The 26,396-nt window shown below is 68.2% G+C and carries 21 protein-coding genes; 15 read left to right on the forward strand and 6 right to left on the reverse strand.

What is annotated here, in order from left to right:
• Nucleotides 1-302 precede the first annotated feature (302 nt).
• From ACIBHY_RS04945 to ACIBHY_RS04960, 4 genes are all read right to left on the reverse strand, one after another.
• Nucleotides 303-1,778: a glycosyltransferase family A protein gene (locus tag ACIBHY_RS04945; RefSeq protein ID WP_397305991.1), complete on the reverse strand. Its 1,476-nt coding sequence runs from the start codon at nt 1,776-1,778 to the stop codon at nt 303-305.
• Nucleotides 1,778-2,914 (reverse strand): hypothetical protein, encoded by a 1,137-nt coding sequence (locus ACIBHY_RS04950; RefSeq protein ID WP_397305992.1) that lies wholly within the window; start codon nt 2,912-2,914, stop codon nt 1,778-1,780. Before ACIBHY_RS04950 ends, ACIBHY_RS04945 begins: the two co-directional genes overlap by 1 nt.
• Nucleotides 2,915-2,944: 30 nt before the next feature.
• Nucleotides 2,945-3,553 (reverse strand): LmbU family transcriptional regulator, encoded by a 609-nt coding sequence (locus tag ACIBHY_RS04955; RefSeq protein ID WP_397255868.1) that lies wholly within the window; start codon nt 3,551-3,553, stop codon nt 2,945-2,947.
• A 532-nt stretch (nt 3,554-4,085) separates the two neighbouring features.
• Entirely contained in the window at nt 4,086-4,271 is a 186-nt protein-coding gene (locus ACIBHY_RS04960) for a hypothetical protein (RefSeq protein ID WP_397305993.1), read from the reverse strand.
• 249 nt (nt 4,272-4,520) lie between these two features.
• Between ACIBHY_RS04960 and ACIBHY_RS04965 the strand changes: the two genes are divergently transcribed.
• From ACIBHY_RS04965 to galE, 9 genes are read left to right on the forward strand one after another with little or no spacing between them, the layout of a single operon-like run.
• A complete protein-coding gene (locus ACIBHY_RS04965) occupies nt 4,521-5,183 on the forward strand; it encodes a class I SAM-dependent DNA methyltransferase (RefSeq protein WP_397305994.1) in 663 nt (220 codons plus the stop codon).
• 26 nt (nt 5,184-5,209) lie between these two features.
• Nucleotides 5,210-5,878, forward strand: coding sequence for a polysaccharide deacetylase family protein (locus tag ACIBHY_RS04970; protein ID WP_397255864.1), 669 nt, complete (start codon nt 5,210-5,212; stop codon nt 5,876-5,878).
• Nucleotides 5,836-6,930, forward strand: a complete 1,095-nt coding sequence (locus tag ACIBHY_RS04975; protein ID WP_397255862.1) for a hypothetical protein — start codon at nt 5,836-5,838, stop codon at nt 6,928-6,930. Before ACIBHY_RS04970 ends, ACIBHY_RS04975 begins: the two co-directional genes overlap by 43 nt.
• Nucleotides 6,931-6,957: 27 nt before the next feature.
• Nucleotides 6,958-8,223, forward strand: coding sequence for a beta-ketoacyl-[acyl-carrier-protein] synthase family protein (locus ACIBHY_RS04980; protein WP_397255860.1), 1,266 nt, complete (start codon nt 6,958-6,960; stop codon nt 8,221-8,223).
• Nucleotides 8,213-9,856, forward strand: coding sequence for a CoA-transferase (locus tag ACIBHY_RS04985; RefSeq protein WP_397305995.1), 1,644 nt, complete (start codon nt 8,213-8,215; stop codon nt 9,854-9,856). The genes ACIBHY_RS04980 and ACIBHY_RS04985 overlap by 11 nt, the downstream gene beginning before the upstream one ends.
• Nucleotides 9,853-10,794 (forward strand): ATP-binding cassette domain-containing protein, encoded by a 942-nt coding sequence (locus ACIBHY_RS04990; protein ID WP_397255856.1) that lies wholly within the window; start codon nt 9,853-9,855, stop codon nt 10,792-10,794. Before ACIBHY_RS04985 ends, ACIBHY_RS04990 begins: the two co-directional genes overlap by 4 nt.
• On the forward strand, nt 10,791-11,567 hold the full coding sequence (locus ACIBHY_RS04995; protein WP_397255854.1) for an ABC transporter permease: 777 nt from the start codon (nt 10,791-10,793) through the stop codon (nt 11,565-11,567). The genes ACIBHY_RS04990 and ACIBHY_RS04995 overlap by 4 nt, the downstream gene beginning before the upstream one ends.
• A complete protein-coding gene (locus tag ACIBHY_RS05000) occupies nt 11,557-12,372 on the forward strand; it encodes an ABC transporter permease (RefSeq protein WP_397255852.1) in 816 nt (271 codons plus the stop codon). The genes ACIBHY_RS04995 and ACIBHY_RS05000 overlap by 11 nt, the downstream gene beginning before the upstream one ends.
• 16 nt (nt 12,373-12,388) lie before the next feature.
• Nucleotides 12,389-13,372 carry a UDP-glucose 4-epimerase GalE gene (gene galE, locus ACIBHY_RS05005; RefSeq protein WP_397305996.1) on the forward strand — a complete coding sequence of 328 codons (984 nt, stop codon included), beginning with the start codon at nt 12,389-12,391 and terminating at the stop codon, nt 13,370-13,372.
• Between the two features lie 220 nt (nt 13,373-13,592).
• Here galE and ACIBHY_RS05010 read toward each other — a convergent pair whose 3' ends face one another.
• Nucleotides 13,593-14,672 carry a DUF5925 domain-containing protein gene (locus tag ACIBHY_RS05010; RefSeq protein ID WP_397255848.1) on the reverse strand — a complete coding sequence of 360 codons (1,080 nt, stop codon included), beginning with the start codon at nt 14,670-14,672 and terminating at the stop codon, nt 13,593-13,595.
• Nucleotides 14,673-14,751: 79 nt separating this feature from the next.
• On the opposite strand from ACIBHY_RS05010, the gene ACIBHY_RS05015 reads away from it, so the two are divergent.
• On the forward strand, nt 14,752-15,933 hold the full coding sequence (locus tag ACIBHY_RS05015; protein ID WP_397305997.1) for an amidohydrolase: 1,182 nt from the start codon (nt 14,752-14,754) through the stop codon (nt 15,931-15,933).
• On the opposite strand, the gene ACIBHY_RS05020 is transcribed toward ACIBHY_RS05015, so the two are convergent.
• Entirely contained in the window at nt 15,934-17,457 is a 1,524-nt protein-coding gene (locus tag ACIBHY_RS05020; RefSeq protein WP_397255844.1) for a serine/threonine-protein kinase, read from the reverse strand.
• 92 nt (nt 17,458-17,549) lie between these two features.
• On the opposite strand from ACIBHY_RS05020, the gene ACIBHY_RS05025 reads away from it, so the two are divergent.
• The 5 genes from ACIBHY_RS05025 (at nt 17,550) to scpA (ending at nt 26,238) form a co-directional block, all read left to right on the forward strand.
• Nucleotides 17,550-19,415 carry a potassium transporter TrkA gene (locus ACIBHY_RS05025; RefSeq protein WP_397305998.1) on the forward strand — a complete coding sequence of 622 codons (1,866 nt, stop codon included), beginning with the start codon at nt 17,550-17,552 and terminating at the stop codon, nt 19,413-19,415.
• Nucleotides 19,416-19,432: 17 nt separating this feature from the next.
• Entirely contained in the window at nt 19,433-20,362 is a 930-nt protein-coding gene (gene mtnA / locus ACIBHY_RS05030; protein WP_397255840.1) for an S-methyl-5-thioribose-1-phosphate isomerase, read from the forward strand.
• 114 nt (nt 20,363-20,476) lie between these two features.
• On the forward strand, nt 20,477-22,345 hold the full coding sequence (locus ACIBHY_RS05035; RefSeq protein WP_397305999.1) for a peptidoglycan-binding protein: 1,869 nt from the start codon (nt 20,477-20,479) through the stop codon (nt 22,343-22,345).
• Between the two features lie 48 nt (nt 22,346-22,393).
• Nucleotides 22,394-24,076, forward strand: coding sequence for a methylmalonyl-CoA mutase family protein (locus ACIBHY_RS05040; RefSeq protein ID WP_397306000.1), 1,683 nt, complete (start codon nt 22,394-22,396; stop codon nt 24,074-24,076).
• Nucleotides 24,073-26,238, forward strand: coding sequence for a methylmalonyl-CoA mutase (gene scpA, locus ACIBHY_RS05045; protein WP_397306001.1), 2,166 nt, complete (start codon nt 24,073-24,075; stop codon nt 26,236-26,238). Before ACIBHY_RS05040 ends, scpA begins: the two co-directional genes overlap by 4 nt.
• Nucleotides 26,239-26,396: the final 158 nt, after the last annotated feature.

Genomic DNA, 26,396 nt, shown 5'->3' on the forward strand with positions numbered 1-26,396 from the left:
CCAACCACGCGCATGGCCTCCACTTGGCTATTCCATGGGAATAACACGTTATGTGCGGTCTGCGGATTGCCACAAGGTTTGCGCTGGGTATCGCGGTTCTCAGTACTGTGCCGCCGGTTCCAGATGTGCGAGTACGGCCCAGCACCCACGCGACGTATCCGCATTCCTCAATAGCGACTCGTCCATGATGAGGCCGAACTCGTGCTCCAGTCCGATGAGTAGTCCTACGACATCGGCCGTGTCCGCTCCGAGGTCAGCGACGAAACGGGTATCAGGGCCCATCGACGCATCACCGGACAGCCCTAGGTGTTCGTAGAAGCGGAACTCCGCGCGCTGTGCCATGTTCTCTCACTGTTTCTTCCCGGCGCGTGGGGGCCGAGACAAGGCATCCGGGGGTCAGAAAGGGTGCGTGCTCGCACAGTGCCGAGTATGCGTGCGAGCCGGGTGATGCCCGCCAGCTTCACCTGGCCTTCCCCGACCACATAGTCGGAGTGCGGCTCCAATCCGAGCCACGACATGGTGGTCTCGAACTGCTTCCGCGCCGACGCGGGATCTTTCCGCACCTTGAGCATCAATCTCAGGCGCTCGTCGAGTACGGCCTCGAACCGGTGCAGATTGTCGCGGTTGATCCGGCTCGTGGATTCGGCCAGCCGCAGTAGCGCATCCGGATCCTGGGTCCGGATGGCCGCCAACGCCTCTGGGGAGTAAAAGCCCTCCCCCTGGGCGTCGTACGGCCCGATACCTGTGCCCGCCATGATCAGCCATCGCCGGGGGGAGGTGTGCACGCGCAGCGCCGTCCGGCCCACCGTCCACGTCTGGGGCACGAAGCGATCACCCCGCCACGAGCCGCGCAGCACGGACAGCCGCTCACCCAGGCTGAGATCATGTCCGAAGACATGGCTGTATCCGGTGATCATGGCGTAGGACTCCAGAGTGATCATCGTGTTGCTGCCCGCGGTGCGCACCCGATTCCATGAGAAGTCATAACGGGCGTTCAGCTCGGGGCGCAGGGGCGCCAGCGCGAAGTGGAATTCGACGAGCTGCCACGACAACTCCGAGAAGAGCGTGAGGTCGTTGTGCGCGAGGATCCAAGGCGTGTAAGCGTTGCGCGGGCACGCGGCATCGAGATGGGGATGGCGTTCCAGCCACACCAGGTGATGCCAAAGGTGTCGCGGATCGATCCAGACCAGGTCAGCGTCAATGCAGGCCAGAACGAAGGGCAGGAGCGCGGGGCCCCGGCTCAGCACACGGTGTACCGCCACATCGGCGAGAGTTTGGGCGGCCAACGCGACCGGGTTGCCCAGCCCTCTGGGCAGACACAGGTCGAGGATGTGCACGCGTCCATCCGCACGATGCGACGCGCTCACCTTCGCGACGACGTCCCTCGTATCGTCGAAATCCTGGTGCGATGGCGTGTTGTTCAGGATGATGATTTCCAGGCAGCTGAGCAGTTCGCCGGCGCCGTCCACCTGGTTCAGCAGCAGTTCGAGCGTATGCCCGATATTGCGTTCCTCATGGCGGGCCGGGACCAGCACCGCCATACGGCATTCCGGCGACATCGGCGGCAGCCCCGCGGTGAGCCGCTCTATCTGCTGTTGCCGGGCGTGTCCCAATCCCGACCAGTAGCTTTCCAGTCGCCGCTGCATGCGGCGTGCGTCGAAGCGGGGAGGGGAGCCGTCCGCAAGGCACAGCCGAGATCCGACACCGGACTCCCATCTCAGTGGTTCACGTTCGGCGTCCTCGAGGGCATGTAAATGGGCGGACAGCTTCTGGTCCATCACCGTGAGACCACGGATCTGAGGATTTCCGCGATCTGAGACGCGCCAGCCGCGGGGACGCGGGACGGTTGCTCGCTGTGCCGGGTGCCGAGGAGCGCATGCTCCAGGTTCCGCCGTAGAGCGGCCCGTACGTCAGACGTTCTCCTGGTATCGGTTCCCGCCGCCGCGAGACTGTCCACGATGTACTTGACCGCGGCTTCCTCACCGAGCAGGCGAAGGCGTTCCACCTCGCGGACGTCGAAGACGGCAGGCGGCCAACCGACATGAGGCAAGTCCTTCGTCACCTCAAGAGCGTGCCTGGCGTTGAAGATCTGGCTGAGGTTCTGCGGGGGCAGCAGGCATATCGGGACACCCATCGAGACGCATTCGGTGATGGTGGTGAGCCCGGGCGAGGTGAGCACAATACGGGCATAGCGCGCTATGCCCACGAACTCCCGATGGCGAAGCTGGCGGCGATCGACGGTGATGGTCATGTCACGCGTATCGACGTCCGCGTTCATCAGCGCGTCATGGTTCCCGGCCACGACCACCCGCTCGTACCCGGCGGCGTCCAGGGCCTCGATGGCGGGTTGAAGGACGAGATTCGCGTAGAACGACTCCGCGGCGCTGGTCACCGGCGACTCGACGCCACCGACCGAAATGAGCGCCACACCCCTTTGGCCGCTCGCGGGCTCGACCGGTTCGGGCACGATCCCCTCGACCCAGTGCAGGTGCTCGATCCTGCGCAGCACAGGCCAGGCCGTGTGAGGGATGCTGGGACACATCTGCGCGCAGTAGGCGGTCGCAAGGAAGGGCACCGCATCCGAGGGGGACCACAGGAACGGAAGGCTGTCGACGTAGACCACGGGCACTCCGCACTTCTCCGCGATCACCGCCGACTGTGGATCGAGCACAGAAAGCACAGCTGACGGCCGCTCCTTCTGGATGACGTCCTCCAGAGGAGTATCGGTGTCATAAGCCGCGTCGTACGCGAACTCGCAAATGTGCTGACCAAGCCTGGTGCCGTGGACGACCAGCCGAAATCCGGAGAGGTATTGTGCGATCGAATCCAGCTTCGCCGCGGGCCCGTAGCCGAAGTCGCACGCGGTCGCCACGATTGTGGAAACCTCTTCCGCGCGCTCTGGAAAGGGGGACATCGAACCGTCCTTTCGGTCACGCTCGCCTGTCTACAGCACACTTGCTTCGGCGGAGTCCGCTACGGTAGCTGCCGCGTCCACAGTCTGGATGATCCAATCGGACAGATCGCAGTCGGCCTTTTCGGCGGCCAGTTCCCAGAGCTGCTTCCTCTCCTCGGTCACGCGAATTTCAATGGCGTTGCCGAGTCGTATGGAATTACCGTTGCAGTGTGCCTGCCGGCCACCTTTCATCTGCCGGCGCAGTTCGTTGCGTGACCAGCCCATCTCCTCTGCCCGGCTGAGCCATTGGTCCTGCTCGTTGGCGGAAAGGGCGGCTACCTCGACATGATGTTGCATGCTCAGCGTGTCTCGCCGGCGAGACACGGGGAACTTCCTGGCGATCCATGCATAGTTGCGTAGCGTCTGATAATCTAGCGATGTCTCTTCGATAGCTGCCTTATATCGCTCTGGATACTTTTGCTGGCCGTACACCAGCCAATCGCCGAGCCACCAGGAAGAGGAGTCGGAGATTCTCGAGAGCTGCTGGCCGATCTCCATCCATGCGTCGATGGGCAGCCGTGAAGGAAGCGAGAGCGAGGTCGCCCGGGTGAGCGCCTCAGGTTTAAGCGGGCGTTTTCTTCGCGCGGAAGAGTGTCTCAAAGTAGCAGTCGAACCGTGTGGCACTCGCAATCCCCGATCTGCACGGCGGTACCCGTCGTGCGTCTTTGTTAAGAAAACTTCCCACCACGGTTGCTAACCGGTATGGCGATTGTCAACGGTCGGGCCGAAAGTCTAGATGATCTTACCTGTAAGTCCTGGAGCCACTCATCCGCCCAGTGCTCTCCGTTGGGGCCTGATGCCCCGCAGGCGGCACTCGCCGATGCTCCGACCCTCGTCCCCGATGAAGTTGTCCCTCCGCCATTCAGCTGCCACCGGCTGGATGCGCACCCGCACCACATGGCGGCCGCCTCCGCAATCACTTGAAGCCTTACGCGCCGCCGTACCGGAAGACGCACACCGCACGGGATTCCGTCCGGGCGCCGATACTCACCGCGCGGCCGGCGCGCCTAGTACGGAAGCCGCCATTTGTCAGCCGAGCCGGTGTACGTGGTGGCCCAGGCGGGCCCACCGGTGGGGACCACCGGGCATGTACCAGTGGCGGCGATGCCAGGCTGTCCGGCGGGCGGTGTCCTCACGACGGGCTGGGCGCGTCGGCGGCGTCGAACAGGTGCTTGATCGCGGCGATGGCCGGGGACGTGCTGGGTCTGCGCGTGCCCGCGGCTCGAGGCCGGCGGGTGGCGGGACCTGGGGGTCCCGGTGAGACGCCGGGCGCTTCTTCGCTGAGGCCGGCAGCCGCTCCCGATCTTGTGTCCTTCACACAGTCATGATCATGATCGGGGCACCGGTTGCATCGGCTCTATGTCACAAGATCGCATCAGCATAGATTGCGTCATCCCAGGTCACTATGCGAATCACGGTCGCCGTTCTAGCAGAGGAAAGGGCGCGGAGGGCAACAGGACGGCCGGGCAACCGTTTACATCTGCGCAGTGGAATGTGTACCAAGGCATTTCGGCCCGCTTTTCCTGAGCGGCCTGCAGCAGAAGGATCGCGTCTTATGACAACCGACATGGAGTACTTCGATCAGCGTTACTCGGCGGAGTCCGATCCTTTCCTTTTCGAGCAGCGGTGGTACGAGGAGCGGAAACGGAAAGTAACTTTTGCCTGTCTGCCAGACCGTCGATATGAGACGGCGTTCGAAGCCGGTTGCGCGCCCGGCTTCCACACGATCGAGTTGGCCAGGAGGTGCGACCGCGTCCTAGCCGCCGATTTCTCTGCACCGGGGCTGGCCAGATCACAGGAGCGATACCGGGTTCACGCCACGACGGAAGAGCTCGGTAGTGTGGATTTCCAACGTCTGCTTCTGCCGCAGCAGTGGCCGGATGGGCAATTCGACCTCATTCTTGTGGCCGAGATGCTCTACTACCTGGAAGTGGCTCTGTACAACGAGTTCGTCGAGCGCACAGTGCGCAGTCTCAAGCCTGGCGGGGTATTAGTTCTGGTTCACTGGACGCCACGTCAGAAGATGACGCTGGACGTCCCAGATCATCACCGTGGTTTCGCGGCGCACGAGGACCTGGTCGCGCTTTGCCAGCATCGTGAGCAGTTCATCCTCGACGTGTTCGGCCGGGGTGGGCAAGAAGCATTCCGGACCAGATCGGGTCTGTTCGCGGAGCCGGAGATCGCAGCGGCCCGCGCCGAGAGGAAGCGCGTCCGCGATGCCGCCGAGTAGTTGACGTCCAGCGCACGGGAGCCCTCGTGAAGCGAATAGTCCTGACTTTTGATGTCGAGCATCCCGACCAGCCGGACGGAGACCCGGCAGCCGTCGCTTCCATTCTGCGTGACCTGCATAAACTGAGCCTCAAGGCGACGTTCTTTATCCAGGGAGCCTGGGCGCGGGCCTACCCCGCACTCGCCAAGGCGGTCGCGCACGACGGTCACGTCGTCGGCTTGCACTCCCAGTGGCACGCTCCTTACGTCTATCTTTCCGACAGCGGGATCGCGAAGGATTTGATTCGTGGCCGCGAGACGGTCACCCGTGTCACAGGATGCGATCCTCTGCCATGGTTCAGATTGCCGTACGGCCTGGGCGCGGATGATCCGCGCATTCTCGCGGAGCTGGCTCGCCACGGATATCGAAACGTCCATTGGAACATCGATCCGCGCGACTGGGATGCCGCGGCCTCGCCCGACGACGTGGCCGGAGCTGTCGTCTCGGGGGTTCGCCAAACCGATGGTCCATGCGTGGTCGTGTGTCATGCCTGGTCACGGTCGTCAACCGCCGCACTCTCCACCATAAGCCGGTTGCTAGAGGGGGACGGTCGCTTCGTCGCCGCGGACGAGCTGTCCGACGAGGACCTTCGCGTGGTAGCCACGCAGCCCACGTGGGTGCGCACGGCACGCCCGAAACCTGGATCTCCCAGGTGACGCGCGGCCCCTACCGCCTGAGCGCGGCGGTCATGACTCATCCCAAGCGGCTCGACGCCGCGATCGCCATCGCGCGAGCCGTTCCCCGGCCCGAGTTCCAGCTCGTCCAAGATCCCCAGCCGCACGGCCCGAGCGGTTCTCTGCGGACAGCCGTGAAGGCCTGGAGCGCTGCCGACCCCTCGGCCACGCATCATCTCGTGGTCCAGGACGACGCCCTGCTCTGCGAGGACTTCGAGCGGCGGCTGCATCGGGCCCTACGCGCCTGGGATCACGGTGCTCTGGCGCTGAACACCACGTGGAACAGCTGGAACGGATCACTTGTCACGCTCGGGGCGGTCACCGGCGCAGCCATCATGCCGGCGCTGGACGAAGGGTGGACGCCATCGGTGGGGCTCGTCATGCCCGTGACGGTCGCTCGGGAGTTCGCCGGCTACTGCGAGACCCAGATTCATGACCTGGACCTGCCCGACGATGCCGCCCTGTGCCGCTTTTTCACGGTCGCTGGCGTTCCGACCGCTCTTTCCGTGCCCAATCTGGTGGAGCACGCGGGCCGGCAGAGCCTCGTGGGGAACGGTTCGCAGGGATCGCGCCGCTCGGCCTGTTTCCTGTCCGACCCGCCGTCGACCGCGCGGTCGGACGCTGCGATCGGGCGCTTGCCAGAGACTATCCCCCACCTGCACAAAGGCGTGGCGTATTGCTTGGTACGGCAAGCGCGTCCGGACATGTACGCGCGGGTTCACCACGGGCAGTGGCTCGCGGAACAAGGCCTGCCCGCGGCCGGGCTTCGCCTTCTCTTCGGAGAAGACCTGAGCCGTCTTCCCGCCCCATCGCATCCTCTGCTCCTCGATGAGGAGCTTTCGTGGGCCTATTGGATCACCGCGTATCTCATGGGCCGGCTCGCAGATCCAGCGCTGGCGAGCCCGCAGGTCCGGCGGGAGGCCCTGGCCCGGCTGGCGCGAGGCGGTTTGTGGCCCAGAGCGTCGGAGTCGACGCTGGCGGACGCTCAGGAGAGTTTCGCGGACCTGGGCGAGCTAGCACTCGTACGCGAATGAGTCCTTTCCCAGGAAGGAGAGCCGGAGATGGGAAGCGACGGTCCAGCCGTTCTCGTATCGGGGATCGGGGTCATGCTGCCAGGCGCCGACTCCACGCATGACCTCTGGGCGCATCTCGTCGGCGGGCGGTCCCAGGTGCGCCCGCTGGTGCATCCACTGCCCGAGATCGACGTGCATGTCGGCGCTTACATCGAACACTTTGACTATCGCGACTACTTACCTGACCTTTCTCCCGCACATGCCAAGTGGTACAGCAGGGAGATCATGCTGGTACTCGCCGCGCTGGACCATGCGAGACGAGACGCGGGCCTTGACGCAACACCGCTTGATCCCGCTCGGGTGGGCGTGCTCGCCTCAAGCTCCCGGGGGCCCGCGATGTGGTGGTCGAGGGATCAGACGGTGACGGGCTTCGCCGAAGGGATTCCCGTTAGCGACTCGATCTTCGCCTCGCTCGCGGGCTGCCCGGCCAGTCTCGGCGCCATAAGAATCGGCGCCGCCGGGCTCGTGAGCACGATCAGCAACGCCTGTGTGGGCGGCCATCAGGTCATCTCCCTGGCGATGAATGCCATCAGATCAGGCGAAGCCGACGTGATGTATGTCGTCGGCCATGAATTTCCCCTGGTCAAGGAGGTCATGCAGATTTATGGGTCTCAGCGGCTGCGGGTTCTGTCCCGGGAGAAGGCGTCTCCCGTCGAAGCGGTCAAGCCGTACGACAGTAATCGCGATGGCTTCGTGCTGGGGGAGGGTGCCGTGGTCCTCGTGCTCGAACGTTCCGACCATGCCCGTCGCAGGCAGGCGAATGTCTATGCGCGGCTGATGGGCGGCGCAGCCATGAGTGAGGGGCAGCATGGGATGCGCATGGACATCACCGGCCAGGGTGCGGCGGAGACCATGATGCGAGCCCTGCGCCATGCGGGTTGCTCGCCCGGCCACGTGGACTATGTCTGCGGTCACGGCACGGCCACCAGATACAACGACCTGGCGGAGGGACGCGCGGCACGGATCGTCTTCGGCGAGCAGTCGCGGCGTCCGCCGTTGGGGTCGATCAAACCTGTCTACGGTCATTTGCTGGGTGCCGCGGGAATCCTCAACTGTGCCGCGGTCGCGCTCATGTTGAAGTACCAGTGTCTTGTTCCTACGATCAACTGCGTCAAACCCGATCCGGAGTGCGCCGGTGATCACGTAACCGAAGGCGCACGGCGGGCGCCGCTGGCCGTCGCCATGTCCATGGCGTTTGCCGTCGGCAGCCAGAATTCCGCGATCGTGCTCGGAGCCGTCGATCATGACACCTGACGGTAAGTTCTTCGCGCGCATCGATGAGATGTGCGAGAGGCTGGTCGAGCCAGGTGCGCATGTGCACTTCGCCTCGACGATGTCACGGCCCAATGTGCTGGCTCTCGTGTTCTCCAAGGTGTTCCGAGACAGGGCACGGTTCGTCGTCAGCTCGAACGCCCTGCACGCTTCGCTGCACGCGCTCACGATCGCGGGACTCGTGGAGCGGGCGATCATCTGCTTTGCGGGGGACACCGTGCCCTCGCCCCGCCCAAACCCGCTTTATCGGAGAATACAGGTTGGTGACCCATTCCTGGCTGAGGAATGGAGCATCCTGTCGTTGTTGCAGAGGCTGATCGCGGGTGCCACCGGCGCGCCGTACACAAGCACGACTTCGCTGCGCGGGTCCGACCTGCCTACCAACGCCTCAATCACCGACACCGGAGTCATACCGGCTCTGCGGCCCGACGTCACGATGATGCACGCCCATTGCGCTGACACGAAGGGCAACCTCTATCTCGCCGGTCCAGTGGGGGAGGGGTGGTGGGGCGCCATGGCGGCTCGCCAAGGTGTCATCGCCACCGTGGAGGCAGTGGTGGCGACACCGCCCAAAGACGGAGTCGCCTGTTCGATTCCCGCCTCCCGGGTCCTCGGCATCTGCCACACGCCCTATGGCGCGCATCCGCAGGGCCTATCGGCACTGCCATCGGCCGGGGTGAAAGGCTACCTGGACGACTACGCGTTCCAGGAGGAAACCGGGCGCGCATGCAGGGCTTCAAGTGATGCGAAGGACTGGCTGGCCACGTGGGCCACCGCCTCCCACACGGAGTATCTCGACCAGCTGGGAAGCCGACGGCTGGACTCGCTCCAGCTTCTGTCCTCGCACCTGCCCGGCACGCCGGACGCCGATCGTGCCGAACCCATCTCACGCAGAGAACTTCACGTCATCCTTGCGGCCAGGGCCGTGGTCCGGAGGTCGCGAACGCGAGACTACGGCGTGCTCCTGGCCGGCATCGGCGCTGCCCACCTTTCGGCCTGGCTCGCCGCCCGCCTCCTGCGTTCGCAGGGAGCCGAGATTCAGGTGGTCGCTGAGCTCGGGCTAATTGACTTTCTGCCGACCAGCGGTGACGTCCATCTCTTCTCCCAGCATCACGTCCGGGAATGCCGTCAGCTCGCCGGGACGCACGAGGTCCTAGGCGGACTGATCGCGGGCGGCGCCGGTCGCACGCTCGGGGTGTTGTCCGCCGGGCAGGTCGACGAACTCGGCAGGCTCAATTCCAGCAGGGCGGCGGACGGTGGCTTCCTGATCGGGTCCGGTGGGGCCAACGACATAGCGTCGCATGTGGACGTCGTAGCCGTAGTGCCGGCGTCCCAACGACGCTACCCGCGCGGTGTGTCCTTCGTGACCGCCTCGGGCGAGAACGTCAACAGTGTTGTCTCTGAGTACGGAAGCTTCGCCCGATCCGAGACGAGCGGCCGCTTCGAGCTGACGACCTGCGTCGACGGCATCCGCCCCGCGGAGTTCGTGAAAGACAGGACCGGCTGGAACGCCACTCTGGCCACGGATCTCCTGGTCGAGCCACCGGTCACCGTCGAGGAACTTTCACTTCTCCGCTCCCTTGACCCCACCGGTGTGTATCGGAGGCCGACATGATCAAAGTTGTCGACCTGAGAAAGGTCTTCCGCCGGCCCCGGGCCTTTTCCGGGCCCTTCGGATCCCTGCGCGCCTTGACTACCCGGCAGTACGTGGAGAAGGTCGCCGTGGACGGCGTCAGCTTCGAGGTCGGCGAGGGCGAAGTCGTCGGCTACATCGGCCCGAACGGCGCCGGGAAGTCCACCACGATCAAAATGCTGACCGGGATTCTCGTGCCCACCGGCGGCACGGTGCAGGTGGCAGGGCGCGTGCCGTGGAAGGAGAGAAAGGCCAACGCGCGCTCGATCGGTGTGGTTTTCGGGCAGCGTACCCAGCTGTGGTGGGATCTCCCACTGATCGATTCGCTGCGCGCGGTGGGCGCACTCTACGACGTGCCCTCTTCGCGGTTCGAGCGTGCCATGCGGCGCATGCGTGACCTGCTGGCGCTGGACGACTTTCTCGACACACCGGTGCGGCAGCTCAGCCTGGGCCAGCGGATGCGTGGTGACCTCACAGCCGCGATGCTCTACGAGCCGCCACTGCTGTACCTGGATGAGCCCACTGTCGGTCTGGACGTGTTCGCCAAGGAGGCGATACGCGGATTCATCAAAGAGATCAACGAGACTGGCCGTACGACAGTGATTCTGACGACGCACGACCTCTCCGACGTCGCCGCCCTTTGCCGGCGGATCATTCTCATCAACTGCGGCAAGGTGCTCTACGACGGCGGGCTCGACAAGTTGGTGCGGATGTACGCACCGCCTCGTCGGCTGGTCGTCCAACTGGTTGGAGGTCCGGGAGAGCTTCATGGAGTGCGCCGGGACGTGAACGGCCGGTATGTGCTGGCGATCGGCGGTTCGCTCCCTGAACTCGTCGCTCGGATCTCCGCCGAACACGCCATTAGCGACCTCACCATCGAGGAGCCCACTCTCGAAGACGTGATCAAGGAGATCTATTGATCCGCCAGCTCTCCGGGGTGGCCCGGGTCGGCCTTCGACTGGCATTCACCTACCGAAGCGATGCCTTCATGACCTCCATCGTGCTGGTCGCCCAGGTCCTCCTCCTGCGCATGATCTGGACCGGACTCTACGGCGCGCGGCAGCAGGCCGGCGGGCTGACGTTGCAGGAGCTTCTCGTCTATCTCACTCTCGCCAACCTTCAGGCCTTCGCCATGAACATGACCATCGGCCAGATCATTCACCGCCGCATCCGCCAGGGCGTCGTCTTCTTCGACCTGGCCCGCCCCACCGCGTACCTGGTGCACATGGCCGTCCTGCAGGTGGGCAACACGTTCGGCATGCTGCTCCTGCTTGTACCGGTCGTGCCGCTGATGCTGTTGATCGGGTCCATTTCCCAGCCGGTCAATCTCCCTGCGTACCTGGGAACGCTGGTCCTGGGCTACGTCATCGGGGTGATGATGGCGCTGCTGATCTGCCTCGTCGGTTTCTGGACCCTGGAGACGAACGGACTCTTCTTGCTCTACCGGCTCATGAGCCAGTTCTTCGCGGGAACCATGGTGCCGCTGAGCTTCTTTCCGGGTGCTCTGGGAGACCTGGCGGACCTGTTGCCGTTCAAGTTCATGGGCTATGTGCCCGCTGCCATCTATGTCGGCAGCGTCACTGAGGTCTCGCAGGCGCTCGTGGTGGAGGCCGTCTGGATCGTGCTGCTGGCCGGAGTGCTCTGGCTGGTCTGGACGCGTGCGCACCGGCGGGTAGTGATCAATGGCGGCTGAGCCCTGGCGGACCGTTGGCCTGTACCTGCTGCTGCTCAGGGCTTCGATGCGCAGCGCCGTCCAATATCGGTTCAACACCCTGATCGGCATCATCGCCGGCGCTGTCTACCAGGGCAGTGGCTTCGCCTTCATCTGGGTGGTGATGACCTCCTTTCCTACGCTCGGCTCCTGGAGTCTCGCGGAGATCGCCTTCCTCTATGGCCTGCGTCTCACCGCCCACGCACTCTGGCTGATTCCGCTGAGTGGCCTGATCGGGATCGAGTGGATCGTCAGGGACGGGGAGTTCGATCGATTTCTGCTCCGGCCACTCAACCCCCTGGTTCAGTTGCTGGCCAAGGACATCGGGCTGGGGCAGGTGGGTGACCTCCTGGTGGGGCTGACTTTGCTGATCATCGCTGGTCAGCAAGCCGGCGTTTCCTGGGGACCGGGTCTGATCGTGTTCTGCCTGGCCTCCATCGTCGGCGGTGCGCTGGTCGAGGCGTCCTTCTTCCTCGCGCTGGCGTCGCTGACGCTGCGCATGTTCCACACGTTCACGCTGCGGATCTTCATCGACGACGTGTTCAGCCGATTCGGCTCGTACCCGATGCAGATCTTCGGGGCGCCTGTGCAATGGGTACTGACGTTCGTCCTACCTGCCGCCTTCGTTGCCTACATTCCTGCCAGCGTCGTCCTGGACAAGACCGCGACGCTGAATGTGGAGCCCGTCATCGCCTACGCCAGCCCTTTGCTAGGCGTGGTTCTGTTCGCCCTGGCGTGTCTCTTCTGGGGGCGCCAGGTCCGCCACTATCAGAGCGTCGGTCACTGATCGAGAGAGAGACACCATGAGGGTCCTGGTCACGGGAGGCGCGGGCTACATCGGCAGCGTGGTCGCGGCACAGTTGCTGGAAGGGGGAAACGAGGTGACGGTCTTCGATGATCTGTCCACGGGCCACGAAGACGCCGTGCCATACGGTGCCAGGTTCATCCGCGGTTCGATTGAGCATCCGCCGCTCGACGGCATGGACGCCGTCCTGCACTTCGCGGCGAAGTCCCTGGTGGGGGAGTCGGTCCGGCAGCCGGGACGATACTGGGCACACAACTTCGTGGGCACTGCCAAACTTCTTGAGGCCATGCGTGTCCGGGGGGTCCGCAAGATCGTGTTCTCCTCGACCGCGGCCACGTACGGCGAGGCGGAACGCCTGCCCATCCAGGAAGACCACCCGACCCGGCCGATCAATCCCTACGGCGCGTCCAAACTCGCCGTCGACCACTTGCTCGGCGCCCATGCGGAACTCCACGGTCTGGGCGCGGTCAGCCTGCGCTACTTCAACGTGGCCGGCGCCTACACGGCCCGGGACGGCCGTGTGTACGGTGAGCGGCACGCTCCGGAGACCCATCTCATCCCGAACATCCTGAAGGTCGCGGCCGGTGAGTCCGAGTCGGTCCGCGTCTTCGGCGCCGACTTCCCCACGCCAGACGGTACCTGCGTGCGCGACTACATCCACGTCGCCGATCTGGCCAGGGCGCACCTGCTGGCGCTGGAGAACTGCTCGCCGGCCACGCACAAGATCTACAACCTGGGCAACGGCGCCGGGTCCTCCGTCATGAAGGTGCTGAACGTCGCGCGGGAGGTGACAGGTCACCCCATTCCCGCGCTCGTTGGCAACCGGCGTCCGGGCGACCCCGCGGTCCTTGTGGCCTCTTCGGAGAAGATCCGGCGCGAGCTGGCCTGGAAGGCGGAGCGGGGGGACCTGGAAACCATGGTCTCTGACGCGTGGGCCGCCTTTCGCTCTCCCGAGACGCCCCAGGTTGCGCCGTCCGCCTGAGATCGGCCCGGATGGCCGGAGCCGGCCGGCGGGTGCGGAACAAGGGGCCGGTGACCGTACCGGCTTGCCCTGACATCCCACCGCACCGCCAACCAAGCGGCACTTGATGTCGCTCGATCGACGACGAGCGCTGATCTGGGCAGCGCGACCAGCGGAGCGCTGGGATGGGATCCGGCCTCGGTCAACGGGCGAGGTCCGGGGCGGCCGCGACCCTGCGCTCTCAGAGGTAGAGGCCGGTGGGTTCGGCGGTGGCTGCCGGGGCCAGGGCGGTGCCGTTGCGCTTGGCGTACAGTTCGGCCAGGGTGGCGCCCTCCGGGCCTATGCCGTCCTGGGTGCCCAGCCATGAGGTCGCCTCCGCGTGTGACAGGGCGCCGACCTCGATCTGGGCCAGGCAGCGGCCGGGCCGTACCACCGCGGGGTGCAAACGCGCGAGGTCCTCGTTCGTGGTGATCGCGACCAGCACGTCGCGGCCCTGTCCCAGGAGACCGTCGGTCAGGTTGAGCAGGCGGGACAGGCCCTGGCCCGTCATCTCCTTGGCGCCGGAGCGGATGAGCTCGTCGCAGTCCTCCAGCACCAGCAGGCGCCAGCGGGAGCTGCCCTCGTCGTCCTCCTGGTCGTAGCCGACGGCGACCTCCATGAGGTAGCCGGGCTCGGCGAACAGATGCTCCGGGTCCAGGACGCAGTCGACCTGGCACCAATCGCGCCACTGGCCGGCGAGGGTGCGCAGGAGCGTCGTCTTGCCGGTGCCGGGCGGGCCGTGGAGCAGGACCAGGCGGCCCGTCACCTCCGCGGGGGTGACGGCCATCAGGGCGTCTATGGAGGTACGGGCGGCGCCGGAGTAGTTGCCGGAGATCTCCGACCAGGCCTGCGTGGTGATGGGCTTCTCGGAGCGGTGGCCGCCGTGCGGGCCGCGCCACCAGAAGCCCATGCGGCTGTGGTCGTCGGTCGGCTCGGGCTCCTCGGCGCCGTCGGTGCACTCCCGCAGCACCGAGCGGGCCAGGTCCTCGCTGACGGCGGTGACGGAGACGGTGGCGGTGCGGTTGCGATGGCGTACGACGCGCAGCGTCCAGCCTTCACCGGTGACCAGGCGTGACTCGGTGCCCTCCTCGACCTTCGCGGTGCGCACCACCTTGCCGGTGGCGGGCTGCAGGGCGGCGTCGGGGCGTACGCGCTCCAGCTCGGCCTGCCGTGACCACGGCTGGGTGCCGGTGGCGAACGGGGACAGGGCGAGAGCGTCGATGACGTCGATGGCCGAATCGGCGTCGTCGAGCCACAGGTTCATGGGCAGGCCGGATGACATGGGCTCAATGATCCAGGTCAGCGCCATCCGGTGTCGAAGGATTTTGCGTGAAATAACGGTATACCACTATCTTCGGGGGATGACCGACCTGCTCCTGCGCGATGCCCGGATCTGGGGCTCCGACGCGCTCACCGACCTGCTCATCCGCGACGGCGCCGTCGCCGCCGTCGGCACGGACCTGGCCGCCGGCGGCGTGCCCGTGGAGGGGCTCGGCGGCCGGCTGCTGCTGCCCGGGTTCGTGGACGCGCACGCGCACGTCGACAAGACCATGTGGGGCGGCCCCTGGGTTCCGCACGACGCCGGTCCCGGCCTCATGGGCAAGATCCGCAACGGCGTCGAGGCCCGCCCTGCGCTCGGCCTGCCCAGCGCCGACTACATCACCGCGCTCCTGCAGCAGATGGTCGTCTCCGGCACCACCCACGCCCGTTCGCACGTGGACGTCGACACCGCCATGGGCCTGGCCGGGGTCGAGGCGGTGCGCGAGGCCGTGGCCCGCCTCGAAGGCCGCATCACCGTGGACCTGGTCGCGTTCCCGCAGGCCGGCCTGCTCACCGCCCCCGGCACCGCCGACCTCATGGACCAGGCACTCGCCGCCGGGGTCGGGCTCGTCGGCGGCATCGACCCCGCGGGGCTGGAGAACGCCCCCGTCGAGCACCTCGACGTGATCTTCGGCCTGGCCGAGAAGCACGGCGCCGGAGTCGACATCCACCTGCACGACGGCGGCCCGCTGGGCGTGTGGCAGTACGACCTGATCATCGAGCGCACCCTGGCGCTCGGCATGCGCGGCAAGGTCACCATCTCCCACGGCTACGCGCTGGGCGAGGTGCCCGCCGACGTCCAGGCCCGCGTGATCGCCCGGCTGGCCGAGGCGGGCGTCTCGCTCGCCACCGTCGCACCCGCGAGCGCGCCGCCGCTGCCCCTCACGGCCCTGCGCGAGGCGGGGGTCGCGGTCGGCGCGGGCAATGACGGGGTACGCGACCTGTGGAGCCCTTACGGCAACGGCGACATGCTGGAGCGGGCACTGTTCCTGGCCCAGCGCAGCCGGTTCGTCCGCGACGAGGAGATCGAGATCGCCCTGGAGGCCGCCACCCTGGGCGGCGCCCGCGTCACCGGCCGGCGCGCCGGGTTCGCGGTGGGGGATCCGGGCGACTTCGTGGCGGTGAACGCCCGAACCCCGGCCGAGGCGGTCTGCGTACGCCCGGCCCGGTCCCTGGTCGTCAAGTCCGGCCGGGTCGTCGCCCGCGAGGGGCGCCTGGTGTGATCAGCGCCGCCGTAGGTCGCCGGTCTGGGTGACCATGTCGTTGCCCGGCACGTCGCGCCACTTGTAGGCCAGGACGTCGCCCTTGAGCGTGAGCCAGATCGTGCCGGGAATGCACCCGCCCGCGGAGGGCCCCAGGGTGAAGGTCAGCGCGCTGCCCTCGACCTTGGTCAGCGGGATGGTCGCGGCGCATTCGGACTGCGAGTCCTTCTCGGTCCAGGACGCCGTGGCCGCGCCGGCCTTGAGCGTGACCGTGTTGATGGAGCCGTCGGTGTCCAGGAAGTTGGTCGACTGGGTGTGACCGGCCCAGGAGCCCGCGAAAGCCTTGGGAATCTTGATATTTCCGGACTTGACCGGGATGGGCGGCTCGCTCGCGGGCTCCTCCTCCGACGGCCGCGGGGTGGCCGGCGACGAGACCGCGGCTGTGGAGGACGGCGGGGGAGTGCTGGAACGTGCCGACCACAGGCCGTCCGGGCCCTGGTTCAGCAGGAAGACGGCGGCACCGCCCGCGGCCAGCGCGACCACGGCGGCGATCCCGCCCACGAGCACGCCGCGCCCGCGGTCGCGGGGCGAGCTCTGCGTGGTCAGCGCCGGTGACTGCGGGCCCGTCAGGTGGGCCGCGCCCCGCGTTCCGGAAACGGCTCCCGTGTACGGCACGCCGGAAACATCAGACCCCCGGCCCCCCGAACCAGGACCGCCCGGAGCGGGGGCGTGGTGAAGGGGAAAGGCCGGGGCGGCCTTCGGATCCACCAGGGCGACCATCAGGTCCCTGGCCCTCGGGCGGCCCGCCGGGTCCTTGGAGAGGGCGGCGGCGACCGGGCCGCGCAGCCGTTCGGGAAGAAGGGACAGGTCGGGCTCGGCGAACAGGACGCGCTGCATCGCCGCGGGCACCGTCTCCGCGCCGAACGGGCTGATCCCGGTCGCCGCGAACACCATCGTCGCCCCCCAGGCGAACACGTCGGAGGCGGGCGAGGCGGGCGTGCCGTGGATCTGCTCGGGCGACAGGTACGCGGGGGTCCCGATCAGGCCGGAGGTCATCGTGGCCGCCCCCTCGGCGCGGGCGATGCCGAAGTCGACCACCCGCGGCCCGTCCGGCCCCAGCAGCACGTTGGCGGGCTTGAAGTCGCGGTGCACGATGCCGGCCGCGTGGATGGCGGTCAGGGCGGTGGCCGTACCGACGACCAGGCGCTCGAGGTCGCCGTCGCGCAGCGGGCCGAGCGAGCGCACGCGGTCGGCGAGGGAGGGCCCGTCCACGAACTCGCTCACCACGTACGGCCGCGAGCCCGACACCGAGACGTCGAGCACCCGGGCGGTGCAGAAGGAGGCGATGCCCTCCATCGCCTGGAGTTCGCGGGCCAGGCGGGCGCGGGTGACCGGGTCCCCGGCGCTGAGGAGTTTCACGGCGACCTGGGCGCCGGAGCGGGTGCGGGCGAGGTACACGATCCCCTGGCCACCCTCGCCGAGTCGGGCGTCGAGGACGTAATCGCCCAAAGCCTCCGGATCGCCTGGTGTCAGGGGGGTCACCATGGCCGATACGTTACCGGTCGGCATGCGTTTCGGCAGTTCGCCCGGTACCTTGTGTCGTTGGTCAAAATTTCCCTCTATGTGGAGGTATCGGGGTGTCCAGGGTGACGTTCCGCGAGCGTGCTCGGTACTGGTTCGACAACACCATGTCCAAAGGCACCCCGTCGCTGATCGGCTGGCTCGCCGTCGTCTCGGTCGCGCTCATCCTCGTGGTCACCGGGCTCACGCTCTGGCTGGCGCCCGAGGAGCCGGAAGGCGTCGGCGGACCGGGCCACGTGCTCTGGATCTCGCTCATGCACGCCCTGACCCCCAGCAAGGTCGCCAGCGACAAGGGCAGCGTCTGGTACATGACGGTGATGTTCGCCGGCTCGCTCGGCGGCATCTTCATCGTCAGCATGCTCGTCGGCCTGCTGTCCAACGGGCTCAAGCAGCGCGTCGACCGGCTGCGCCGGGGCCGCTCCCGCATCGCCGAGTCCGGGCACACCGTGGTGCTGGGCTGGTCGGACCAGGTGTTCACGATCGTGGGCGAACTGGCCAAGGCGCACGCCAGCCAGCGCGGCTCGGTCATCGCGGTCCTCGCCGAAGGCGACAAACTCGCCATGGAGGAGGAGATCCGCGAGCGCGCCGGCGACCTCGGCAGAACCCGCATCGTCTGCCGCACGGGACGCCCCACCGAGCCCCGCGACCTCAGCCTCATGAACCTGGCCGCCGCCCGCTCGGTCGTCGTGCTCTCCCCGGAGGGCGAGGACCCCGACGCGCACGTCATCAAGATCCTCCTCGCGCTCGCCAAGCGCTCCGGCATCCATCCGCCGGTCGTGGCCGCGCTCACCTCCGGCCGCAACATGGCCGCCGCCCGCCTGGCCGGCGGCCCGCTCGTGCACCTGGTCGACTCCGACGACACCGCCTCCCGGCTCATCGTCCAGTCCTCACGCCAGTCGGGCATGTCGGTCGTCTGCATGGACCTGCTCAACTTCGACGGCGGCGAGATCTACCTGCGCCCCGCCGAACTGCTGGAGGGCAAGACGTACGGCGAGGCGCTGCACGGCTACCACTCCGCCACCGTCATCGGCCTGCGCACGAGCGCCGGCGTCGCGCTGAACCCGCCCATGGACACCGAGATCGGTCCCAAGGACGAGGTCATCGTCATCGCCCACGACGACTCCTCGATCTGGCCGGCCGCCGGCGCCCCGAAGATCGACGAGACCGCCGTGGCCGTCTCGGAACGTGCCAAGCACGCCGCGGAGCGCACCCTGCTGCTCAACTGGAACGGCCGCGCCGAGCAGATCGTGCGCTACCTCGACGGCTACGTCGCCCCCGGCTCCGTGCTGGAGGTCGCCGCCGACCACCCGAAGGCCGGGGCCGACCTCACCGGCCTGCGCAACCTCACCGTGAACCTCAAGGACTGCGACACGACCGACCGCTTCGCCCTCGAAGCGCTCGGCCTCGGCCTGTTCCAGCACGTCATCGTGCTGTCCGACGACCGTTTCAAACCGGACCACGCCGACACCCGCACGCTCATGACGCTGCTGCAGCTGCGCGACATGCAGACCAAGCTGGGCGAGCACTACTCGATCGTCAGCGAGATGCACGACGAGAGCAACCGCTCGCTGGCCGAGGTCACCGAGGCCGACGACATCGTCATCAGCGACACCGTCATCGGCCTGCTGCTGGCCCAGCTCGCCGAGAACCAGCACCTGGCCGACGTCTTCGGCTACCTCTTCGACTCCCACGGCTCGGAGATCTACCCGCGCCCCGCCTCCGCCTACGTCAGGACCGGGGTCGAGGTCGGCTTCTCCACCGTGGTCGAGGCGGCCCGCCGGCGCGGGGAGACCGCCATCGGCTACCGGACGGCGTACGCGCGCAACAAGCCCCCGCACTACGGGATCGTCCTCAACCCGGACCGGTCCCGGCGCGTGTCGTTCGGCCCGCATGACTCGGTCATCGTCCTGTCGGAGCGCTGAGGCCCCACAATGACCCTGTGAGGACCATTGACTGGGTGGACGGCGCCATCGAGCTCGTCGACCAGACGAAGCTGCCCGACGAGCTCATCACCCTGCGGATCACCGACGTCGACACCCTGATCGGGGCCATCCGGCGGCTGTCGGTGCGCGGCGCGCCCGCGCTCGGCGTGGCCGGCGCCCTCGGCGTCGTCCTGGCGGCGGGCGACGCCGCCCAGATCGCCCGGCTGCGCGCCGCTCGCCCCACCGCCGTCAACCTGGCCTGGGCCGTCGACCAGGTCGCCGCGCTCCCGCCGGAGAAGGCGCTGAAGGCCGCCCTGCGCATCAGGGACGAGGACATCGCCGCCTGCCACGCCATGGGCGCGCGCGGCGCCGACCTGCTCGAAGGCGACCGGCTGCGGGTCATGACCGTCTGCAACACCGGCGGCCTGGCCGCCGTGGAACGGGGCACCGCGCTGGGAGTCGTCCAGACCCTGCACGAGCGGGGCCGGCTCGGCGAGGTCCTGGCGCTGGAGACCCGGCCCCTGCTGCAGGGCGCCCGCCTCACCACCTGGGAGCTGGCCCGCATGGGCGCGCCGCACCGGCTGGTGACCGACTCGGCCGGACCGTACCTGCTGGCCAGGGGTGGCATCGACGCGGTGCTCATCGGCGCCGACCGCATCGCCGCCAACGGCGACGTCGCCAACAAGATCGGCTCGTACGCGCTGGCGCTCGGCGCCGAGCGGGCCGGAGTCCCCTTCATCGTCGTGGCCCCCGAGTCCACCATCGACGAGGGCACCCCGTCGGGCGAGCAGATCGCCATCGAGGACCGAGGCCCGGAGGAGGTCACGGCCATCCGAGGTGTACGGCTGGCGCCCAAGGGCACGGAGGCGGTGAACCCGGCGTTCGACGTGACACCCCACGACCTCGTCACGGCGATCGTCACGGAGAGGCGGGTGATCCGGCCCTAGCGGGCTCCGGACGACCCCAGGCGGCCCAGACGAATAAGGGCAACTCCCGGACCGGCCCGCGTCTCCCGCGTTACGCTCAGTTGTCACCTCAACGTGATCCCCCGGGAGCAGACCGTGGCCATCGACCTCATTCTTCGGCGCGCATGGAATGCTCGGCCGCCGCGCGGCGACTACACGCAGCTCGACGCCACACGCGGCGTGAAGGTCCACTACACAGGAGGCCGTGTCGACCCCGGTCTCACGCGTGACCACGCCAAATGCGTCGCTCTTGTCCAATCCATCCAGAACCACCACATGGACGGCAACGGCTGGATCGACATCGGCTACTGCGTCGACGAGGAAACGGAGATCCTCACGCAGAAAGGGTGGAAGTCTTATCGAGAACTGCGGCAGGGCGACCTCGCGCTCACGCTCAATCACGAGTCGGGGCTCTCGCAGTGGCAGCCCGTGCTCGAAGTCTGCGTCTTTCCCGCCGCGCGCCGGGAGATGATCCGGATGGAGGGCTACTCACACTCCTCCCTCACCACACCCCAGCACCGCTGGCCGGTCGAGCGCTATCGCCGCCGCACCGGCACGACGCGCCAGAAGGGGCCCGACGGTCAGTGGCTGGCCACCGGCAAGGCCAAGCGCACCGTCGTCGAGTACGAACGGCTCTGGGCGACCTCGGAGACGCTCGGCTACTGGGACCGCATCCCTTTGGCGGCCCCGTGCGCCGACCTGCCGGTCGAGGCCAAGTGGTCGGACGCCTTCGTCGAACTGGTGGCCTGGTTCTGGACCGAAGGTCACATCATGTCGCTGCGCGGCGGTGGTAAGCCCACCGGCGTGGCGATCTACCAGTCGGCGGCCAACGCCGCCAATGTCGCCAGAATCCGCGGAGCACTGACCGAGGTCTTCGGCCCGCCGGTGGACTCCTTCCCACGCGTGGGGCGCGGTACGGACGGGGTGCCCCGCTGGCGAGAGGCGAGTAACCGGCATCTGGTGGAGTTCCATCTGTCCGCCGACGCCGGACGGCGGCTGCTGGAGACCGCACCGGGCCGTGTCCCGTCGCACGACTTCCTGCTGACGCTCACCAAGGCCCAGCTTGGCCTGTTCATCGAGACCTCCCTGGCCGCGGACAACGCGGGCGAGGGCCAGCTCGCGCACAAGGACCGCGCGATGGCAGAGGCCTTCATGTTCGCGGTGGTGCTGGCCGGGAAGGGCGCGTCCCTTCACCGGCGCCCGCCGGACTCGAGTTGCAAGACCGACATGTGGAAGGTCACCATCCGGCGGCAGGGATACCTCGCGCCGATGAGCGCGGCGAAACGGGCCACCGGCACCTTCGAGGTCCGGCGGGAGTTCTATGACGGCGAGATATGGTGCCCGAGAACCGACAACCAGAGCTGGCTGGCTCGTCGGCGCGGCAGTGTCTACTTCACCGGCAACACGTATGCCGTCTGTCCGCATCGGAAGGTGTTCGAGGGGCGGGGGCCGCACCATCTGCCCGCCGCCAACGGGGCCGGGCTCAACGCCGGTCACTACGCAGTGCTAGGGCTCGTCGGCAACGCCGGGCTGGTGCAGCCGCCCGACACGATGCTGCACGGCATCATCGACGCCGTCGAGCACCTGCGGGCCAAGGGCGCCGCCGGGCGGGAGATCAAGGGGCACCGCGACGGCTTCGCCACCGACTGCCCGGGTGAGGCGCTCTACGCGTGGGTGCGCAAGGGCGCGCCGCGTCCCGGTGCGAGCCCGCCGGACCCCGATCCGCCGTCCGCGCCGCCCTTTCCCGGGCGGCTGCTGAAGTACCCGCCGGTCATGTCCGGGCAGGACGTGCGGACCTGGCAGACGCAGATGAAGAAGCGCGGCTGGGAGATCGACGCCGACGGCGCGTACGGGCCCGCCTCACGTGACGTGTGCCGCAGGTTCCAGCGCAACCAGGGCATCGCCGACGACGGGATCGTGGGGCAGCTCACGTGGCGGCTGGCGTGGGAGGCACCGCTTCCCTAGGCGACCCCGGAGCATTGTTCTGTAGCGGTTCCGCCTAATATCCGAGACATGGAACTGGCAGCCGGGTATCCCCCCGTCACCCGTGACGACTGGCATGCGATGGCGCTCGCCGTGCTGGGCAAGTCCGGCCTCGACTTCGAGGCGCTGACCAGCCGTACCTACGACGGGCTCACGCTCCAGCCGCTCTACGACGCCGCCGACCTGCCCGGCACGCCCCGGCCGCCGCTCGGCGCGCGCGGCTGGGACGTGCGCCAGCGGCATTCCGCGGCCGACCCCGAGGCGGTCCTGGCCGACCTGGAGAACGGCGTCACCTCACTGTGGCTGGACGTCGGCCCGGACACGATCCCGATCGCCGACCTGCCGCGCGTGCTCAAGGACGTCTACCTGGACCTCGCGCCCGTCGTGCTCGACGCCGGGCCGCTGGCCGAGCAGGCCGCCGAGGTCCTGCTGGGGCTGGCCGCCGGACGTCAGGGGCCGGTACGCGGGAATCTGGGGGCCTCGCTCGCCTCGGTGCCGCCGCGGGTGGTGTCCGCCCTGGCCAGGCGGTGCGCGCAGGGGTACCCGGAGCTGCGGGCGGTGGTCGTGGACGCGACGCCGTACCACGACAGGGGGGGAAGCGACGCGCAGGAGCTCGGCTGCTCGCTGGCGCTCGGTGTCGCGCACCTCAGGACGCTCACCGGCGCCGGGCTGAGCGTGGAGGAGGCGTTCGGGCAGCTGGAGTTCCGGTACGCGGCGAGCGCCGACCAGTTCGCCACGATCGCCAAGCTGCGGGCGGCGCGGGTGGTGTGGGCGCGGGTGGCCGAGGTGTGCGGCGGGCCCGCGCGGCAGGCGCAGCACGCGGTGACCAGCGCGGCCATGATGACCGCGCGCGACCCGTGGGTGAACATGCTGCGCACCACGCTGGCCTGCTTCGGCGCCGGGGTGGGCGGGGCGGACGCGGTGACCGTGCGGCCGTTCGACGCCGCGGTGAGGGAGCCGGACGCGTTCGGGCGGCGGATCGCCCGCAACACCCACGCGCTGCTGATGGAGGAGTCCGGCGCCGCCCGGGTGGCCGATCCGGCGGGCGGCTCCTGGTACGTGGAACGGCGTACGGCGGAGCTGGCCGAGGCGGCCTGGGCGTGGTTCCAGGAGATCGAGGCGGCCGGAGGGCTGCCGGACGGGGCCGGGGAACTGGTGGCCGCGCGCATCGCGCGGGTACGGACCCGGCGTGAGGCCGACATCGCGCACCGGCGCCTGCCGATCACCGGCGTGAGCGAGTTCCCGGACCTGGAGGAGAAGCCCCTGCCGGGCGGCGCGCCGAGGGGGAGCGGGCGCTACTCCGAGCCGTACGAGGAGCTGCGGGACCTGGCCGACGCGCAGCCGGAGCGGCCCACGGTGTTCCTGGCCACGATCGGCCCGGTCGCGGCGCACACCGCGCGGGCCGCGTTCGCCGCCAACCTGTTCCAGGCGGGCGGGCTGGCCACCGAGAGCGCCGGGCCCGGTGTGGACGCCGAGCGGATCGCCACCGCCTTCGCCGTCAGCGGCGCGCGGGTGGCGTGCCTGTGCTCCAGCGACAAGCTGTACCCCGAGCACGCCGAGGCGGTCGCCGCGGCGCTGAAACGGGCCGGCGCGAGACGCGTCTGGCTGGCGGGGAAGGGGGAGTACGAGCACGTGGACGGCCGCGTCTTCGCCGGGTGCGACGCGCTGGCGGTGCTCAGGACGACCTTCGACGACCTGGAGGTGGCACGATGAGCATCCCCGACTTCACCTCCGTCCCGCTCGCGGGCGGCGCGCCGGAAGACGTGCCCGAGGTGGCGGGCGAGGTGTGGGAGACGCCGGAAGGCATCGGGGTCAAGCCGCTCTACACGGCGGCCGACCTCGACGGGCTGGACTTCCTCCGGACCTATCCGGGGGCGGCGCCGTACCTCAGAGGGCCCTATCCCACGATGTACGTCAACCAGCCGTGGACGGTCCGGCAGTACGCGGGCTTCTCGACGGCCGAAGACTCCAACGCCTTCTACCGGCGCAACCTGGCGGCCGGGCAGAAGGGGCTGTCGGTGGCCTTCGACCTGGCGACGCACCGGGGGTACGACTCCGACCATCCGCGGGTGGCCGGGGACGTCGGGATGGCCGGGGTGGCGATCGACTCGATCTATGACATGCGGCAGTTGTTCGACGGCATCCCGCTGGATCGTATGTCGGTGTCGATGACGATGAACGGCGCGGTGCTGCCGATCCTGGCGCTCTACATCGTGGCGGCCGAGGAGCAGGGCGTGGCGCCCGAGCAGCTGGCCGGGACCATCCAGAACGACATCCTCAAAGAGTTCATGGTCCGCAACACCTACATCTATCCCCCGACACCCTCCATGCGGATTATTTCGGATATTTTCTCTTATACGAGCGAGAAGATGCCGAAATTCAACTCCATCAGCATTTCGGGCTATCACATCCAGGAGGCCGGGGCCACCTGCGACCTGGAGCTGGCCTACACGCTGGCCGACGGGGCCGAGTACCTGCGGGCGGGGGTGGGTGCGGGGCTGGACATCGACGTGTTCGCGCCCCGGCTGTCGTTCTTCTGGTGCATCGGCATGAACTTCTTCATGGAGGTCGCCAAGCTAAGGGCCGCGCGCCTGTTGTGGTCGCGCCTCGTTTCCGGATTTAACGCGAAAAATCCGAAATCTCTGTCCTTGCGGACCCACTCGCAGACGTCCGGCTGGTCGCTGACCGCCCAGGACGTCTACAACAACGTCGTGCGCACCTGCGTGGAGGCCATGGCCGCCACCCAGGGCCACACACAGTCGCTGCACACCAACGCCCTCGACGAGGCGCTCGCCCTGCCCGGCGACTTCTCCGCCCGCATCGCCCGCAACACCCAGCTCCTGCTCCAGCAGGAGTCCGGCACCACCCGCGTGATCGACCCCTGGGGCGGCTCCTACTACGTCGAGCGCCTCACCCACGACCTCGCCGAACGCGCCTGGGCCCACATCAGCGAGGTCGAGGAGGCCGGGGGCATGGCCAAGGCCATCGACGCCGGGCTGCCCAAGCTGCGCATCGAGGAGGCCGCCGCCCGCGCCCAGGCCCGCATCGACTCCGGCCGTCAGCCGGTGATCGGCGTCAACAAGTACCGGCCCGCCGCCGACGAGCCCATCGACGTGCTCAAGGTCGACAACAGCGCCGTGCGCGCCCAGCAGATCGACAAGCTGCGCCGCCTGCGCGCCGAACGTTCCGGCGACGAGGTACGGCAGGCCCTCGAAACCCTCACCAAGGCCGCGGACGCCGCCCAGAACGGCACCCGCGGCGCCGGCCTCGACGAGAACCTCCTGAAACTCTGCGTCGACGCCGCCCGCGCCAAGGCCACCGTCGGCGAGATCTCCGACGCGCTGGAGAAGGTGTACGGCAGGCACGCCGGCCAGGTGCGTACCATCTCCGGCGTGTACCGAGACGAGGCCGGCCCCGCCGCCAACATCGAGCGCGTGCGCGAGGCGTGCGCCGACTTCGAGCGCGCGGAGGGCCGCCGGCCGCGCATCCTGGTCGCCAAGATGGGCCAGGACGGTCACGACCGGGGCCAGAAGGTGATCGCGACGGCCTTCGCCGACCTGGGCTTCGACGTGGACGTCGGCCCGCTGTTCCAGACGCCGGAGGAGGTGGCGCGCCAGGCCGTCGAGGCCGACGTGCACATCGTCGGCGTGTCCTCGCTGGCCGCCGGGCACCTCACGCTGGTGCCCGCGCTGCGCGAGGCCCTCGCCGCCCTCGACGCGGAGGACACCATGATCGTGGTGGGCGGGGTGATCCCGCCCGGCGACTTCGCCGAACTGCGGGCGGCGGGCGCCAGCGCGATCTTCCCGCCGGGCACGGTCATCGCCGACGCCGCCCTCGGCCTCCTGAAGGACCTGACCGCGCGGCTCGGGCACTGACGGGATGGCCCCTGGACAAGTGAGGCGCAAGTGTCACGCATGCGAGCCGCAGTTGAATCCGGTCTGACAGCTCTGACTGGAAGGACGTGTGGTGTCCATGCCGTTGCACGATCAGTCCGAGGCTCCGGCGGCGTACGGTGTCGGCTGGGGCAGAGGCT

Origin of the sequence: Nonomuraea sp. NPDC050547 (genome assembly GCF_044457345.1) — a bacterium.
Classification (GTDB): Bacteria; Actinomycetota; Actinomycetes; order Streptosporangiales; family Streptosporangiaceae; genus Nonomuraea.

Bases quoted from the DNA above. Each gene is read 5' to 3' on its own strand.
- ACIBHY_RS05020 (WP_397255844.1), bottom strand. From the start codon at position 17,457: ATGGTGACCCCCCTGACACCAGGCGATCCGGAGGCTTTGGGCGATTAC.
- ACIBHY_RS05040 (WP_397306000.1), top strand. From the start codon at position 22,394: ATGGAACTGGCAGCCGGGTATCCCCCCGTCACCCGTGACGACTGGCAT.
- ACIBHY_RS04980 (WP_397255860.1), top strand. From the start codon at position 6,958: ATGGGAAGCGACGGTCCAGCCGTTCTCGTATCGGGGATCGGGGTCATG.
- scpA (WP_397306001.1), top strand. From the start codon at position 24,073: ATGAGCATCCCCGACTTCACCTCCGTCCCGCTCGCGGGCGGCGCGCCG.
- ACIBHY_RS04950 (WP_397305992.1), bottom strand. From the start codon at position 2,914: ATGTCCCCCTTTCCAGAGCGCGCGGAAGAGGTTTCCACAATCGTGGCG.
- ACIBHY_RS04990 (WP_397255856.1), top strand. From the start codon at position 9,853: ATGATCAAAGTTGTCGACCTGAGAAAGGTCTTCCGCCGGCCCCGGGCC.
- ACIBHY_RS04965 (WP_397305994.1), top strand. From the start codon at position 4,521: ATGGAGTACTTCGATCAGCGTTACTCGGCGGAGTCCGATCCTTTCCTT.
- ACIBHY_RS04985 (WP_397305995.1), top strand. From the start codon at position 8,213: ATGACACCTGACGGTAAGTTCTTCGCGCGCATCGATGAGATGTGCGAG.
- ACIBHY_RS05015 (WP_397305997.1), top strand. From the start codon at position 14,752: ATGACCGACCTGCTCCTGCGCGATGCCCGGATCTGGGGCTCCGACGCG.
- ACIBHY_RS05000 (WP_397255852.1), top strand. From the start codon at position 11,557: ATGGCGGCTGAGCCCTGGCGGACCGTTGGCCTGTACCTGCTGCTGCTC.
- ACIBHY_RS05010 (WP_397255848.1), bottom strand. From the start codon at position 14,672: ATGTCATCCGGCCTGCCCATGAACCTGTGGCTCGACGACGCCGATTCG.
- ACIBHY_RS04945 (WP_397305991.1), bottom strand. From the start codon at position 1,778: ATGGACCAGAAGCTGTCCGCCCATTTACATGCCCTCGAGGACGCCGAA.
- galE (WP_397305996.1), top strand. From the start codon at position 12,389: ATGAGGGTCCTGGTCACGGGAGGCGCGGGCTACATCGGCAGCGTGGTC.